Below are 15,306 nucleotides of genomic sequence, written 5' to 3' on the forward strand. Positions count from 1 at the left end.
AAAAACATGATTAACCTAGAATTCACGGAAGAAGAAAAGAACTCACTGTATTATGAAAGATTTCATCATCCCCATCCCCGGGTTCAACTGAAGATGGAAGTTCTCTGGTTAAAAAGCCAAAAGATACCGCACCAAAAAATTTGTCAGTTAGCAGGAATCTCGCCAAATACCTTATTAACCTATCTTCGAGATTATCAAGAGGGCGGAATAGAAAAATTAAAAGAAATCAACTTCTATCGCCCTAAAAGTGAATTAGAGTCTCAAAGAGAAACGCTCAAAAAATATTTCGAGAAAAATCCACCAGCCACAATAAATGAAGCTGTATATAGAAGAGAAGAATTGACAGGAATAAAACGAAGTCCTACCCAAGTGAGAAAATTCTTAAAATCCTTGGGAATGAAATGTTTAAAAATAGGTTCTCTTCCTTCTAAAGCTGACCCAGATGAACAAGAAGAATACAAAGAAAAAAAGCTAGAACCCAGACTAAATGAGGCTAAAGAAGGAAAAAGGGCTGTTTTTTTTGTTGATGCCGCTCACTTCGTCATGGGAGCATTTCTCGGTTTTGTTTGGTGTTTTGAGAGACTTTTTGTTAAGTCACCGAGCGGGCGTAAACGCTTCAATGTTTTAGGAGCATTAAATGCAATAACTCATGAAGTTATTCTGGTTACGAATGACACTTATATTACGGCAACTCAAGTCTGTGAACTCCGGTCAAAAATAGCTGCTTTAGGACTAATGATTCCCATCACTCTAGTCTTAGATAATGCCCGCTATCAAAAATGTAAAATTGTTGAAGAATTAGCTCTTTCTTTGTCAATAGAACTGCTCTATCTGCCGTCTTATTCACCTAATCTAAATTTAATTGAAAGGCTGTGGAAATTTGTCAAAAAGAAATGTTTATATGGTAAATATTATGAAAACTTTTCTGACTTTTCTTCAGCCATTTATGAATGTTTGAATGATGCCCATTTGAAACATAAAAAAGAACTGGATTCCTTGCTGACTCTACGATTTCAGAAGTTTAATAAATCTCAGATTATGAACGTCTAAAGTATAACCTTTAGCTATTCTTGTTCAACGTCACAGTTATCAATGTGTGCAAGACATTGGTAACTGTTATTTTTGTTTCTTGAAGCGGGAAACCATTCCTAAACCACCCACTGCCAGAAGTCCGAGGATAGTACCCGGTTCGGGGACTCTGGGACCACATAAACATGGGGATGTGAAGTTGTTAGTGGAAGATTGCAGCAGAGACATGCCACCGTTGCTGATGACCCCATATGTATCGATCACTTTGATGCCTTGAACCATGGCACTCGCAAGACTGCCCGTGTCCTCAGAGCCGTTTATGGATTCTAGGGTTAGAAGCGAAGTACCTCCCAGGGTTTTAATCTCCTTGGTAGCCTTATACGTCCCCCCCATTCCAGATACATCTGTATCGAATGAAACAGAGTCGAAATACACCGTGGGGTCGGCAGTAGCGACTTGGTAGTGCAATTGACCTTGATCACGACCCAGGCCCGCTGGACGGTATTGTACAGTCCAAACACCGCCAATCAAGAGGAATTTTAGGTTATCGCCGGCAGCAACATCGGCAACAACGCTGAAATCGGAGAACACTTTGTCGCCTAGCGTAACGGAATGATAGTCCATACCGCCAATAGAAAGACCATACCCTGGCCCAGCAATGTCGACAAGCTTAGCATCGACCATACCCCGGCCCATTGGATCGAGTGGAGCGGTAAAATTGGCAGCTTGAGCAGGAGCGGCGATAGCGGTGGCGATACCGAGGGTGGCTACACCAGAAAGGATTTTGGTTAATTTGTTGGTTGTCAACATAACTGAATTATGCATCGTTAATTGTGTGTACTATAGCCATCAAAAGAAGTTAAGCAAGCGTTAAGCTCGCTGATAACTTCTTTTGCGACTTGAAAGAATTATAGCAAAACTTTTCAAAAAAAACAAGTGTTTTAGAATAGGGTGAGCCCATCTCAAACGCTATTGACCATTGACCAATTTGGTCATCCCCCTGCTGTGTGGGCATTTCAAGCGATACCAGTCAATTAAAACAGTTAGGAACTCTTAACATTTGGTCGATTTTTGCTTAACAATTGAGATGGCAAATTCTCCTCAAATATGCCTGAATCACCCTCTGGGTAAGCAACTCACATAAATCAAGTTCATTTTGTTAAGGATTGTTAAGATGCGCTTCGCTTACCCTGTGTTTTAGAAAATTATGGCTCTTCGGGACTTGGTATGGTTCGATAGGGGGGCATAAATCGACTCAATCCTTATCTGGCAAGAGATTTAATTGATTAGTTCGCTCTAGATCAAAAACAATTGACAAAAATCGCCAAATGTCTTTCTCTATAAGAGTTTCATTCCTTATAATCCTGTACGTTGCATAAGACAAACCGAAGAACCAAATTTTTCGGCAATATTTATCTATTTTTTGTCCAATTTATAGCAGTTTTTATTGAAGATAACTACCCAAAACTTGACAAATATACCCAAGATATTTGGTGAAAGTTGGACAAATAAACAGGCTCTAGTTCAAAAAAAAAATCTCTCAATTCTTTACAAAACTTAATCAAGAGAGGTACAATGTATAAAACTTAACAGTTTTGACAGTCAAAACTGGAGTTCGATGGCAATCAACTCCCTAACGGGGAAAACCGGAGAAAGGCAATTCATCCCTACATTGACATACTCCACGCCGTAAACGGACGTGGATTCTTCTAGCATCACTGCTGTGAATTTCTGGCTCAACGAGTCCACTTGAATTAGATTCCTGGCGAAATCCCACCCAGAGGTGGTTCTCTCCTCAGACTTTCGCGACCTTACAGAAGCCTGTTCTCGGTGGCCCCTACGATACAGTTCAAAACCTCTAAAATACTTGGTTTCTCTGGTACTTGACGCTTAGAGCTTTTACCTATAGGAGCATTCCCCTAGAGAACCCCATAACTCTGGTTTTCAAGGTGCGTTCATCCGGCGATGACTGGGTTTTTTAAGCGGTTGCTTACCCGGCCCCCTATTCTTAACCCACATTCCGCACCCTAAGTGTCACAACGTCTCAAAAGAGGAAGGGGCGTGAGTCAAAATACTTATCTAGAGGAGTGAGTTGGCGGCAAGCTGCCGGCAACTAAGCCGAAAATTTCAGAGTTCCCCCGGTCATTCTCAATAAACAGTGCTTGTTGAGAATGGCTGGGCAATCAGACTTAACATCTAGCGTCGAGATGTTCGAGTAGTGCTTAAGTTTTGTCACCCCTTGAAGTCAATCCATCTGGTCAAGATAAGAGATAATATTCCTGGCAAGGTTTGGGAAAAAATCTCAAAATGTTGCGCCTCTCATCCGTTAAGTTGCTAATCTTTTGATTGTCTTGAATACGTAGGAGATGAATCCCTTGAAAGCACTGAAATATCCAGCGTAACGTCGGTCGGTCAGTTAACTTACCCAACGGATTTTTCAGTCCCGTCTCCTGCTGTTTTAAACTTAAACGAAGTTGTCTTTGACCAATAGTATAAACCAGCAGGCACAAGCCCATGAGCATGGCCATGACCTCGATTCTATGGGGAGATTTGAGAAAGACACTGTCAGCAAAAAAGCAGGGGTCTTTGAGAAAAGAAAATCCTCTTTCTGGAGCTTGTTGCCCCTTATATTTTTTGAGTATATCCTCACTGCTCAATCGTTTTTTCTCCAAATCGTTAGTTGCTAAAACGAATCGTCCTGCTCGTTTCTTTAGCCTCTCAATCGCTGCCAAATTCAACTCTAATTCGGCTTGAACTTGATAGCTTTGAGAGGGTAAATCGTCTTTTGATTTGAGTTTTGACCCCTGGGACTCAGGCGGAATGAGATTGACTTTAATCTCCGTTAACTGATGAGATTTTAAGGAGTCAGATAATCCTTTGGCTATCGCCAACGCCACCGCTCTATTCTCAAATTCTCTTCGGGATAGTTGCCGGATTTTTTCTTGGGCAGAATTCTTTTCCTGCTCGATTTTTTTCTCTAATTTTTTCAAGTCTGATTCTTGTCTAGCTTGACTTTCAACTAGCAACCATCTTTGTTCTATCCCCCCATAGTTAGAGATGGTTTCCGGGAGCATCTCACCTTTGCAATGAGCATAAATACTTAGTGGAAAAATAGGCTTTTCGAGGGTAATTCTTGTTTTAATTCTCCATGTACGCAGTCTTTAAAAGCCTCTATTTCGTTCCAAGACACGATTAAGAGTGGCTTTTAGGCTAAGTATAATTACTTATCGCGTAAGTGAGATGCTCCCCAATTCCCTGCGTTGCCCCGGCCGCTCTTGCCTAAAAAGCCCCAGATATGTCATAATGATCGATTGCGTGTAAATTTACCCGATCCCCTGTTGTTATGGCTAGTAAAAAAGGCGTTCGCCTGATCATCACTGTAGAATGCACGGAATGCCGCAGTAATCCCGATAAGCGTACCCCCGGCGTTTCTCGCTACACCACCAGCAAAAACCGTCGCAATACCACCGGCAGACTGGAAATCAAGAAATACTGTCCCCACTGCAATAAGCACACCGTCCACAAGGAAATTAAGTAAACACACTTTAGTTAAAAAGTCAAGCAATCTTTACAAATCTATGAGCTACTATCGTAAACGTCTCTCTCCCATTTCCCCCAGTCAACCGATTGACTACAAAGACACCGAACTCCTCCGCAAATTCATCACCGAACGCGGCAAAATTCTGCCTAGACGTATCACCGGTTTAACTTCTAAACAACAGCGAGATTTAACTGAAGCGGTGAAACGGGCCCGTTTAATGGCTTTATTGCCTTTTGTCAACCAAGAAGCCTAAATTTAGTGATCAGTGATCAGTAATCAGTGAACAGTGATCACTGAAAATAATTGGCTAATTAAAACAGTTATCCTAATGGTGGGGTAGGAGGTTCTCCTTTTGGAGAGCCGGTCGTCGATGCCAAATTAGGTTATGCTTCCTCTTGATAAGAAACGCTGTATTTGATAAGTAATAGCACAAAATTAACTTCTTGGTGAGGATGTCAAGCACTTATGGAAGAGGTAGTTAGATATGTTTAATTAATTGTATCTACCTACTTAAGTAGGTAGGCGTTAAAAGTTGTCAGATGCCCCCTTATCAAGGGGGGATTAAGGGGGGAACCCCCCGCCTATCGGCGCCCCCCTTATCAAGCTATCCATTAGTCACATCTTTCTTAACATAAAATTTGACAAAAAGAGAAAAGTGTGCCAGATGGCTCAAGGGGGTTCTATAGGGGGACTAATTTGATGAGATAGTTTCCAAGTCTGGCTGATATCATGTAACCTTCGCAGTCCCAACCAAATAGTTTTAACACCAGGTTCACCGTCACCTTTTCTACCTAAAAACCCCCCAAGAGAAGCAATCATTCTGACCGCTTCTCGAAAGGAGGGCGGCTTTTCAGGTGGCGGACTCTTTTTATGAATAGTGGCACACAAAGATTGCCATTCATGTTCTTCCAAAAAACTTTCACAACTCTCCTCTCCGTGTAAGCGTGCTTGATAGGTTAACCAAAGTAATCTCCAAGCTACAATTGAATAGGTAGCTAAGGCCATCTCAATTCTCCTACCCGTTTCTAATTGCAGTTTTTCTAATCCACAACCACTTTTTAAAACAAAATGATAGCGTTCTATTAACCAGCGATAACTATACCAGCGCACACAGGTTATCGCTGATTCAAAGCTACTAATGTCTAGGCTAGTTAAGAGCAGCCAACTGATAGGATTAACTCCGCTATGCGGATTTTCTTCTTCAGCTAAAATTACCTGTAATTTGACCGGTTGACGAGGGGTCGCCTTGGAGTGATGGCTAGGTACTTGTATTTCAAAACTGGCAAATCTAACTGTTAGTTTAGCTAGTCTAGCCTCGTGATTAGGATTGCGTTTTACTTGCACATCTAAGGTCCCACAGGCTTTTATTTCTCTGATGGATTGATGTAAATATTTAGGCTCTGAATGCCCTGACCTTTGCTTGTCTTCGAGATAGTTAACTTTTCGGTTATGAGTTCCTCGAATTAATAAATGAGAGTTAGGACTTCTTGATTGGGCAAATAAATCAAATATGTCTGCCTCACAATCTCCGATTGTTACTACTTGAATATCTTCGGGTATCTGTTGTTGTGTTTCTGACAAAGAATCTAACCATCTTTGACTTTCTTTTTCTTGGGTTTCTCTTTTTTTGCGTTGCTTGGCAATCCCTAAATTCTTTTCTTCTCTTGCCCAGACATATTGATTAATCAGTCCTAAAGGTATTCCGACTGGGGACACTCCTAAGGTGGTATGAACTTTGAGACCAAAGGATTTTTTATAATCTAGATAACCCATGCCTTTTTTGGCTTTTTGCGTCGTAAAGTCTAAACTTGTTGTGTCTTGCACTGCCAAAACTATTGGATGTTCTTTGATTCTTTCTACTGTACTTTTGGCCTGGGCGGCAATTATATCTGAGGGGTGAAAATAGGGGGAATTCCAAAAGTCGTAGGTGGCACTCGCTGCGGCTAGATTTCCTGAAGCTTGTGGCACACTTGTACTAGGTTGACTGGCCAAGTTTTCCACGATACTGATTAACCTTTTCTTTCTTCTGGTGTCCCCTAGGTCTGCATACTGTAATTCTTGGGCTGCCCATTTCTCCATTTTTTTGCTTACCTCCACCTTAATTCCTTCTTTCAAAACTATACCTATCAATCGTTTCCCCTTTTTTTAAGTTTCTTCTCTTTTTGTTAAGAAAGATCCGACTAATGGATAGCTTATCAAGGGGGGCAGGGGGGATCGAACCTAAAATCCATTTTTAATTTAATTATAACCAGCTACTTAACTTAAAACTTAAACCTGATCACTGATAACTGGTCACTGATAACTGATAACTGATAAGCGATCTCAGTATATTGGGGTTGCTTTCTCGTTTTTGCAAAGAAATATATCGAAATCGGCAGCGGATAGGAAAATTCGTGCGAGAATCTTAAAAAATAATTAAATCGCTCTAGGAGTAGCCAACGATTTTGTGATTATCGATCCAAATCCACCAATTAGCACAATGGGAGGCTCTTATGGAAAAGCAGCCATCAGCAATCGATACCGAGTTAGATGGACAGCTACAAGAGGAGGATTCCGAGCAGTTTCTGCGTAGTATATTTAATTCCGTGCAAGCGTCGATTTTTGTGGTGGACGTGCTGGAAAATAGAGATTTTCGCTATGTGGGGGCCAACCCCGTTCATGAACGCTGGACAGGACTGCGCTCATCAGATATTAAAGGCAAAACTCCCGAACAGATCCTTCCCCCCGATGATGCGCGTAGTGTGCGGCAACACTATAGTGATTGTGTACGTTACGGAACGACTATTTCCTACGAACAGTATTTACCTTTTCAAAATATACCCTACTGGTGGCTAACAACTTTAACACCCCTACGGGATAACAATGCGCGCATCTATCGTTTAGTGGGAACCAGTACCAATATCACCGAACGCAAACAGGCCGAAGAAGCTTTAAGATTACAAGCAGAACGAGAACAACTACTGGGGGTAATGCAGGAAAGAATCCGGCAATCGTTGGATCTTGATCGCATTTTGCAAAGAACTGTTAAAGAAGTGCGACAATTTCTCAACTGCGATCGAGTGTTAATTTATCGTTTATTCCCCGATCATAGTGGCATGATTGTGGTGGAATCCCATACTGCGAGGATTAATTCTGTCTTAGGAAACAGGATACAGGATCCCTGTTTTAATTTATCCCCAGAACGTCTGGAAAATTATCGTCGCGGGAGAATTCAAGTTATTGAAAATGTCCATAATTCGGGACTTGATCCCTGTTATCGCAGCCTACTAACCTCTTTGCAAGTACAAGCTAACTTGGTGGTGCCGATTATCTGTGATAACCAACTCTGGGGGTTACTAATTGCCCAAAATTGCCAAAAAACTCGTTCTTGGCAATCCCAAGAAATCGATCTGCTCAAACAATTAGCCATTCAAGTGGGAATTGCCATTCAACAAGCAGAACTGCACCAACGGGTAAAATGCTTGAATACTGCCCTAGAATCGGAGGTTCAGCAAAGAACCGCCGAATTGCAGATGAGTTTGAAGTATGAAGCATTAATCGGACGGATTACCGAAAAAATTCGCGATAGTCTCGATGAAAACCATATTCTGCAAACCACCACTAGGGAATTAGTCCAGGTTTTACCCGTAGAACGCGCCCAAATTGAGCTTTACGATCCCAGTCGCAGTCAAGCCACTATTGTCCACGAATATACCACTCAAAAGCTTATCTGTCAGGGAATTACCCGTCAAATTAGCGATTTTCCCGAAATCTATCAACCGCTGCTGCACAAACAAATTTTACAATTTGTTGATCGTCTTCCCCTTGGTAATCCGCAAATTGGTCGTGTTAACCGTTGCGCTTGTGCTATCTTTGACGATCAGGGTTTTTTGGGCAATCTTTGGCTAATTCGACCAGCTAATCAGATTTTTAACTCCTTAGAAACTAATTTGATTCAACATATTGCCACCGAATGTGCGATCGCTATTCGACAGGCGCGACTTTACGAATCTTCCCAAGCACAAGTTAGGGAACTAGAAAAACTGGAAAGATTAAAAAGCGAATTCCTGAAAACCCTTTCCCATGAACTGCGAACCCCGATTACCAGCATTCGTCTAGCGGTGGAAACCCTAGAAAGTCTCCTAGAAGATCAAGGGATCGAGATCGATCCACAGGATTCGATCGGTCAACTGTTGCAAATTCTTAACATTGAATCTCAACGTCAGAGTAAGTTAGTTAATGATCTGTTGACTTTAACCTATCTGGATGCGGAAACAGAACCCCCGGCGATCGAAGCAATTGACTTACTTTCGTGGCTACCCTTATTAGTGGAACCTTTTCGTCATCTCACCCGTGAGCGACAACAGCAGTTAATTTTAGATATAGATGGGGATATACCGGAGATTAACACCAGTCTGTGTCATATCGAGCGCATAATAGCGGAATTACTTACCAATGCTTCTAAATATACCCCAGAACGAGGAATAATTAGGGTAAATGTGAGGCGTGCGGATGAGCAAATATTAATTAGTGTGAGCAATTCAGGAGTAGAAATCGCCCCAGAGGAATTATCAAGAATATTTGCCCCTTTTTATCGCATTCCTAGCCAAGATCCCTGGCGCTACAGTGGTACTGGTTTAGGTTTAGCTTTGGTCTGCAAACTGATTAAACCCCTGAATGCCACCATCGATGTCACCAGTGCCAACGCTGTCACCACTTTTACCCTCACCTTGCCAATCTAGTCGAGCAGAAAACTTTTTAGAAAAAAACCTTGCAATTATTTCGAGGGCGTGCTATATTGAGAAAGGACAAAAAAAACGCCGAGATAGCTCAGTTGGTAGAGCAGAGGACTGAAAATCCTCGTGTCCGCGGTTCAAATCCGCGTCTTGGCATCGGAAAAACAATAAAATTAGCCCTGTATTTACCTCCTATTCTGCTAGGTTTTGTAAATGTAGCCCTTCTCGTCAAGATGAAGTGTAACCTAATTTGGTAAGCTGAAAGCTTTGATGTACTTAGTTTATAACCTTCTTTTTAGGTAGGAGAATTGCCAGATTCTTTCTTTTGCCTGTTGCCTGTTGCCTCTTGCCTTCAGTTCACTGATTACTGATGACTGATCACTGAAAAGTCCCCCCAACCCGCAACTACTTTTTGATTTTTGGCTTGACGTAAGCGGTCACGGATTAAGATAATCTAACAAGTATGTACGATAATGAAATCCTAGACTCTAACAACTCCTTAAATAATCCTCTCGATGGGAGCGATCCGGACCTAGCAGCGGAAATCCCCCCCGATCCAGAGGAAATGCTCTCATTGCTTACTTCTGATCATCTGAGCGAGAGAATGATCGCGGCCCGCGCCTTTTGTGAATTGCGTGACGAAAGAGCGATCGCTCCTTTACTGGAGATGTTAAGCGATGTCTGTCCCCTAGTGCGTGTCAGTGTCGCCTACGCTTTGGGCAGAAATCCCAGTCTTAGCGCCGTGGAGCCTTTAATCGAGCTACTGGCCAGAGATTGGAATGGTTACGTCAGAAAAGGGGTAGTTTGGGCCCTAGGTAACTGTGGTGATCGCAGAGCGATCGAGCCTTTGGTTCATGCTCTCAAAACCGATATTTCGGCGGTGCGATTATGGGCTGCCAGTAGTTTGGCCCAGATTGCCAAGGTCAATTATGAAGATATCATCACCGTCTTGCCGCCTTTAATTGAAGGATTGCGCCGAGATTTAATCGCGGCGGTGCGGAGTAATTGCGCTTGGTCGATCGGTCAATTATGCCGAGAATTGCCCTTAAATGTGATTTATGCCACGGCGATCGATGCTTTGATCGAGGCCTTGGTGGAAGATGAGGATTTAGGTGTCAAGGAAGATGCCAGGGGTGCTTTATTAAAAGTGGGCGACCCGAGAGGATTACAATTGATCGAGGAATTAGAGCTTGAAGGAATTATCTAAACCGCTAATTTTGGGCGTTACGGGGGCATCAGGGCTGATTTATGCCGTCCGTACTCTCAAATATCTACTTTTAGCCGACTACACGATCGATCTAGTGGCCTCCAAATCAGCTTACACTGTCTGGCAAGCAGAAGATAATGTGCGGATGCCTCCAGAACCAGAGCTGCAAGAACAATTTTGGCGCGGCCAATGCGGGGTGATGGAAGGGGGAAAATTACGCTGTCATCGTTGGGGTGATGTGGGGGCAACGATCGCCAGTGGTTCCTATCGCACCCTTGGTATGGTAATTATTCCCTGTAGCATGAGTACAGTGGCCAAATTAGCGGGGGGATTAAGTTCCGATTTGCTAGAAAGGGCGGCCGATGTGCAGATTAAGGAGGGCAGAAAATTGGTTTTAGTGCCGCGAGAAACCCCCTTTAGTTTAATTCATCTGCGTAATTTAACCACTTTAGCCGAGGCGGGCGTTAGAATCGTGCCAGCAATACCGGCATGGTATCACCATCCCCAATCGATCGAGGATTTGGTAGATTTTGTCATCGCTCGTACCCTCGATCAGTTAGATATCGATTGTGTGGCCATTAATCGCTGGCAAGGACATTAACAGTTATCAGTTATCAGTTATCAGTTATCAGTTATCAGATGTAATTTATCAAATGTAAGTTATCAGATGTAAGTTTGGTTCTTCGTTACTTGGTATGGTTCGATCAGGGGGCAGAAATCGGCTAAATCCTTATCTGGCAAGGGACTTAATTGATTAGCTCGTTCTAGATTGAAAACAATTGGCAAAAATCGCAGCCATGTCTTTCTATATAAGGGTTTCACCCCTTATAACTCCCGTCCATTGCATAACACAAACCGAAGAACCGTAAGTTTTAAGTTAATTAGTTAGTTAGTTATCTTTATCTTTATACCTGTTTACTGTTTACTGATCACTGTTTACTGATTACTGTTTACTGATTACTGTTTACTGATCACTGTTTACTGATCACTGAATCAAGGGAGGTAAAAATGGGCTGGATTATGGTCTTATTTGCGATCGCTGTAGGCGGATTACTGATCTGGCAGAATCTGGGGGCGATCACTTTGGTCTTTTTTGGCGGTATTATGACGGTAAAACTGCCCCTAGCTGTCTGGGTGTTACTTTTCACCCTGGCGGGAATTATCAGTGGTTTAACCCTGCAATTTCTCTATAGTTTTGGTCGTCCTTTGGCTGCCCCAAAAGCCTCCCCTCCTATAGCCAATAATCCTCAAGTCCCACCCCCATCTCCCCGACCTACCTATATTCAAGATCGCGCCGCGTCTCCACCGGGTAACGATTGGGAAAGAGATAGCGGTGATGATTGGAATTTTGATGCACCCCCCGAAAAACCGACTACCATTCAGGATCGGGAAGAATTCCCGCCTAGGGTTGCTGATGGGGAAAAAGCGAATTTTGTCAAGCCTCCAGAGGACAGTTATCAAACTGGCTCAGTTTATTCCTATAGTTACCGCACGGCCAAACAGACTCGCGGGGAAAAGGCCGATCAAGTTTACGATGTCAATTATCGGATTATTACGCCCCCTGCTCAGGATGAAAACCAAGAGCGGGGGGTAAACAAAGCGGATGAAGAAGAGTGGATTTAATTTGACAGAGTAGAGGTTTCTACCTGAATCCCTCAGAGAAGACAAACTGTTCCGGCCTTGTCTCCTGTCTTACAATGGTTAAATCTAGGTTGTGTAGATAGATCGCCATGAAACACACATTATCCGTATTAGTTGAAGATGAAGCGGGAGTCTTAACCCGTATTGCTGGATTATTCGCCCGTCGCGGCTTTAATATTGAAAGTCTGGCCGTGGGTCCTGCTGAACAGATGGGAGTTTCTCGGATTACGATGGTAGTACCAGGAGACGAGGACAGCATCGAACAGTTAACCAAACAACTTTACAAATTAATTAACGTCCTCAAGGTGCAGGATATCACCCAAACCCCTTGTGTGGAAAGGGAATTAATGCTGATTAAAGTTAATGCTACCGCCGAGCGCCGGGCCGAAGTGATCGAATTAGCGCAGGTATTCCGGGCGCGGATTGTGGATATTTCCGAGGAAACCCTGACCATCGAAGTGGTGGGGGATCCGGGTAAAATGGTGGCGATTATGCAAATGCTGAATAAATTTGGCGTTCGCGAGGTGGCCCGTACCGGTAAAATTGCTCTGATTCGCGAGTCGGGAGTCAATACGGAATACCTGAAAGCTTTAGAGGCTAAAATGTCAATTTAGGGATATTGGGTATGAATTGGGAATTGGGGAGATGGGGTGTTGGGGTTTTAGGGTGTTGGGGTGTTAGGGTGGTCACTGCGTGCGCGTTGCGGGGGGTGTTAGGGTGTTGGGGTTTTAGTTGAAATTCCCCACTCCCCACTTCCCCTATTGCCTATTGCCTTCAGAAGCTGATAACTGATAAAAACTATGTCTAAGCAGTCGCCGAAAACCCAAATTAGTCAACTTGTCACCGTTGCCGTGCAGAAATTGCAAGGAAAGGTGAATTTTCAGGCGGTAAATCTCAAAAAAGGGGCGAGAGTTCCCGAATTACGCCTTAAAAACGAGAATGGCAGCGGGGAAAGCAAATATCCCCTTATCGGCGATCGCTATTTGTTGGGTCGTAGTTCCAGTTCCTGTGATATTACTATCCGTAATACCGTGGTCAGTCAGATTCATTGTTCCCTGCAGCGTGACCCGAAAAATCCCCATAATTTCCTGCTCACAGATGAAAACTCCACCAACGGGGTTTATATGGGTAAACGTCGTCTCAAAAGCGTTTCCCTGCGTCATGGTGATACCTTTACCCTGGCCCCCCCAGACTTAGCCAATTGTGTCACCATCTCCTACTACTGTCCCCCTCCCCTGTGGGCGCGACTTTTGCGCTATGGTTTCTATGGTGCGGGGGGTATTTTCGGTTTATTAGTTTTAGCGGTTATCTGGGAAAGTCGCAAAGTTAATGTTTATCCACTCCCTTCCGGGGTGAGCGGTCCGGTGGTGGTTTACCCTAGGGATGCTCAAACTCCCCTCAATCCCATTCGACAGGAAACTCACCGAGAATTAGATAATCTGGGCGATTTTTCTCCCTATTTGCCCCAGGCGGTTGTCGCTTCCGAAGATAGTCGTTTTTACTGGCATTTTGGGGTTGATCCTTTGGGGATTGTCCGGGCAATTATGATTAATTGGCAAGGTCGGGGCATTCGTCAAGGGGCCAGCACCCTGACTCAACAGTTAGCGCGTAGTTTATTCCCCGAAGTCGGTCGCCAAAATACTGCCGATCGCAAACTCCGGGAGGCTGTGGTCGCTTTACAATTAGAAGCGGTGTATAGTAAGGATGAAATTCTCAAAACCTATCTCAATCGAGTTTATCTCGGTCTGGCCGGTTACGGTTTTGAAGATGCGGCCCGCTTTTATTTCGATAAATCCGCTAGAGATTTAGATATCTCCGAGGCTGCTACTCTTGTGGCCATGTTACCCGCCCCGAATTTATTTAATCCCATTCAAGATTACGACACTTCCGTACAACTACGCAATCGTGTCATCGATCGCATGGCCCAATTAGGCATGATTTCCCCGGAAGCGGCGGCCAGCGCCCGCAGATCTCGCATTGAAATCAGTCCCCAAGCCAAAAAATCCCTATCTAGTACGATTGCACCATATTTTTATAGTTACGTTTTCGAGGAATTACAGGACCTTTTAGGGGAAGAAGTGGCTAAAGAGGGCAATTTTATCGTTGAAACCAGTTTAGACCGCCGAATGCAAGCGATCGCAGAAAAAAGCTTAAAAAATAATGTCTTAAACCAAGGCCCCCGCTATCGTTACTCCCAAGGGGCTTTAGTTACCCTAAACAGTCAAACCGGGGAAATTCTCGCTTTAGTCGGGGGAGTTGATTATCAAAAAAGCCAATTTAACCGCGCTATCCAAGCTAAACGTCAACCCGGTTCCACTTTTAAGGTATTTGCTTATGCTGCCGCCCTAGAACAGGGAATATCGCCCTATAAAACCTATACCTGCGCTGGACTCTCTTGGCAAGGACAGGCCTATTCTCCCTGTGAACGCAGTAGCGGGGCCATCAATATGTTTCAAGGTTTAGCGCAATCGGAAAATAGCGTCGCCCTTCGCATTGCTCGCGAGGCAGAATTAAGTAATGTGGTCAATGTGGCGGAACGTTTGGGGGTAAAATCACCTTTAAATGCTGTACCGGGGCTAATTTTAGGGCAAAGCGAGGTAAATGTCTTAGAAATGACCGGTGCTTATGGGGTTTTTGACCATCGTGGGCGCTGGAATCGTCCCCACGCCATTAAACGCATTCTCGACGCTTCCGACTGTGAAAATGTGGAGGATTTGAGTACCTGTCGGGTTATTTATGACTATGGCGACGATAGCGAGAGAAATAAGCAGGTAATCTCCCCTAAAACCGCCGAAACGATGAATAGCCTATTGCGGGGGGTGATAACTAATGGTACAGGAGGCGCTGCCAGTATTGGCATGGGAGAAGCGGGTAAAACGGGAACTACGGATAATTATGTGGATCTCTGGTTTATCGGCTATCTTCCCCGGCGCGACTGGGTGACAGGCATTTGGTTAGGTAATGATAATAATTCTCCCACTGCGGGCAGTAGTCAACAGGCAGCCCGGTTATGGGGCGATTATCACCGTCAGTTAATCACTACACAAAACTAATCCCAATAGGACTAGCTACTTTTCCCGTTGCCTGTTCCAGAGTTCCCTCAAACCAGAGACTTCCTACCTCACTATTAAGATAACTGCTTTAAACTAATAAGGGTGTCTTAGCCCTAGCTA

The 15,306-nt window shown here is 43.8% G+C and carries 12 protein-coding genes, 1 tRNA gene and 1 pseudogene; 10 read left to right on the forward strand and 4 right to left on the reverse strand.

Annotated features, from left to right (window positions below; genetic code table 11):
- Positions 1–6: 6 nt before the first annotated feature.
- The gene (locus MAE_RS20845; protein WP_012267304.1) at positions 7–1,050 is read left to right on the forward strand and encodes an IS630-like element ISMae22 family transposase; all 1,044 of its coding nucleotides are present in this window, start codon (positions 7–9) and stop codon (positions 1,048–1,050) included.
- Between the two features lie 66 nt (positions 1,051–1,116).
- Here the strand turns inward: MAE_RS20845 and MAE_RS35310 are convergent, their stop codons facing one another.
- Both MAE_RS35310 and MAE_RS20855 read right to left on the reverse strand, forming a co-directional pair.
- The gene (locus MAE_RS35310) at positions 1,117–1,839 is read right to left on the reverse strand and encodes a PEP-CTERM sorting domain-containing protein (protein ID WP_231859658.1); all 723 of its coding nucleotides are present in this window, start codon (positions 1,837–1,839) and stop codon (positions 1,117–1,119) included.
- A gap of 1,448 nt (positions 1,840–3,287) precedes the next feature.
- Positions 3,288–4,094 (reverse strand): annotated as a pseudogene (locus MAE_RS20855) (IS1634 family transposase); the annotation flags it as partial.
- A gap of 278 nt (positions 4,095–4,372) precedes the next feature.
- Between MAE_RS20855 and rpmG the strand changes: the two are divergent.
- Positions 4,373–4,567, forward strand: coding sequence for a 50S ribosomal protein L33 (gene rpmG / locus MAE_RS30580; RefSeq protein ID WP_002734724.1), 195 nt, complete (start codon positions 4,373–4,375; stop codon positions 4,565–4,567).
- A gap of 40 nt (positions 4,568–4,607) precedes the next feature.
- Positions 4,608–4,823: a 30S ribosomal protein S18 gene (rpsR, locus tag MAE_RS20865; RefSeq protein ID WP_002770735.1), complete on the forward strand. Its 216-nt coding sequence runs from the start codon at positions 4,608–4,610 to the stop codon at positions 4,821–4,823.
- Between the two features lie 416 nt (positions 4,824–5,239).
- Here rpsR and MAE_RS20870 read toward each other — a convergent pair whose 3' ends face one another.
- A complete protein-coding gene (locus tag MAE_RS20870; RefSeq protein WP_012263965.1) occupies positions 5,240–6,649 on the reverse strand; it encodes an IS4 family transposase in 1,410 nt (469 codons plus the stop codon).
- Positions 6,650–7,062: 413 nt separating this feature from the next.
- Here MAE_RS20870 and MAE_RS20875 point away from each other — a divergent pair, with 413 nt between their 5' ends.
- From MAE_RS20875 to MAE_RS20890, 4 genes are all read left to right on the forward strand, one after another.
- Positions 7,063–9,291: a sensor histidine kinase gene (locus MAE_RS20875; RefSeq protein WP_012267308.1), complete on the forward strand. Its 2,229-nt coding sequence runs from the start codon at positions 7,063–7,065 to the stop codon at positions 9,289–9,291.
- Between the two features lie 77 nt (positions 9,292–9,368).
- Positions 9,369–9,441, forward strand: a tRNA-Phe gene (locus MAE_RS20880).
- Between the two features lie 307 nt (positions 9,442–9,748).
- Positions 9,749–10,492, forward strand: a complete 744-nt coding sequence (locus MAE_RS20885; RefSeq protein WP_012267309.1) for a HEAT repeat domain-containing protein — start codon at positions 9,749–9,751, stop codon at positions 10,490–10,492.
- On the forward strand, positions 10,476–11,093 hold the full coding sequence (locus MAE_RS20890; protein ID WP_012267310.1) for a flavin prenyltransferase UbiX: 618 nt from the start codon (positions 10,476–10,478) through the stop codon (positions 11,091–11,093). Before MAE_RS20885 ends, MAE_RS20890 begins: the two co-directional genes overlap by 17 nt.
- Before the next feature lie 62 nt (positions 11,094–11,155).
- On the opposite strand, the gene MAE_RS35880 is transcribed toward MAE_RS20890, so the two are convergent.
- The gene (locus MAE_RS35880) at positions 11,156–11,278 is read right to left on the reverse strand and encodes a hypothetical protein (RefSeq protein WP_269453939.1); all 123 of its coding nucleotides are present in this window, start codon (positions 11,276–11,278) and stop codon (positions 11,156–11,158) included.
- A 222-nt stretch (positions 11,279–11,500) separates the two neighbouring features.
- Between MAE_RS35880 and MAE_RS20895 the strand changes: the two genes are divergently transcribed.
- The 3 genes from MAE_RS20895 (at position 11,501) to MAE_RS20905 (ending at position 15,186) form a co-directional block, all read left to right on the forward strand.
- The gene (locus MAE_RS20895; protein ID WP_041804247.1) at positions 11,501–12,115 is read left to right on the forward strand and encodes a hypothetical protein; all 615 of its coding nucleotides are present in this window, start codon (positions 11,501–11,503) and stop codon (positions 12,113–12,115) included.
- 107 nt (positions 12,116–12,222) lie between these two features.
- Entirely contained in the window at positions 12,223–12,747 is a 525-nt protein-coding gene (gene ilvN, locus MAE_RS20900; protein WP_002732118.1) for an acetolactate synthase small subunit, read from the forward strand.
- 186 nt (positions 12,748–12,933) lie between these two features.
- Positions 12,934–15,186: a PBP1A family penicillin-binding protein gene (locus MAE_RS20905; RefSeq protein ID WP_012267313.1), complete on the forward strand. Its 2,253-nt coding sequence runs from the start codon at positions 12,934–12,936 to the stop codon at positions 15,184–15,186.
- Positions 15,187–15,306 lie beyond the last annotated feature (120 nt).

It is taken from the genome of Microcystis aeruginosa NIES-843 (genome assembly GCF_000010625.1).
Classification (GTDB): Bacteria; Cyanobacteriota; Cyanobacteriia; order Cyanobacteriales; family Microcystaceae; genus Microcystis; species Microcystis aeruginosa.

Excerpts from the sequence above, each read along its gene's own strand:
- MAE_RS20895 (WP_041804247.1), top strand. The coding sequence starts at position 11,501 with ATGGGCTGGATTATGGTCTTATTTGCGATCGCTGTAGGCGGATTACTG.
- MAE_RS35310 (WP_231859658.1), bottom strand. The coding sequence starts at position 1,839 with ATGTTGACAACCAACAAATTAACCAAAATCCTTTCTGGTGTAGCCACC.
- MAE_RS20845 (WP_012267304.1), top strand. The coding sequence starts at position 7 with ATGATTAACCTAGAATTCACGGAAGAAGAAAAGAACTCACTGTATTAT.
- MAE_RS20905 (WP_012267313.1), top strand. The coding sequence starts at position 12,934 with ATGTCTAAGCAGTCGCCGAAAACCCAAATTAGTCAACTTGTCACCGTT.
- MAE_RS20885 (WP_012267309.1), top strand. The coding sequence starts at position 9,749 with ATGTACGATAATGAAATCCTAGACTCTAACAACTCCTTAAATAATCCT.
- rpsR (WP_002770735.1), top strand. The coding sequence starts at position 4,608 with ATGAGCTACTATCGTAAACGTCTCTCTCCCATTTCCCCCAGTCAACCG.
- MAE_RS20870 (WP_012263965.1), bottom strand. The coding sequence starts at position 6,649 with ATGGAGAAATGGGCAGCCCAAGAATTACAGTATGCAGACCTAGGGGAC.
- ilvN (WP_002732118.1), top strand. The coding sequence starts at position 12,223 with ATGAAACACACATTATCCGTATTAGTTGAAGATGAAGCGGGAGTCTTA.
- rpmG (WP_002734724.1), top strand. The coding sequence starts at position 4,373 with ATGGCTAGTAAAAAAGGCGTTCGCCTGATCATCACTGTAGAATGCACG.
- MAE_RS20875 (WP_012267308.1), top strand. The coding sequence starts at position 7,063 with ATGGAAAAGCAGCCATCAGCAATCGATACCGAGTTAGATGGACAGCTA.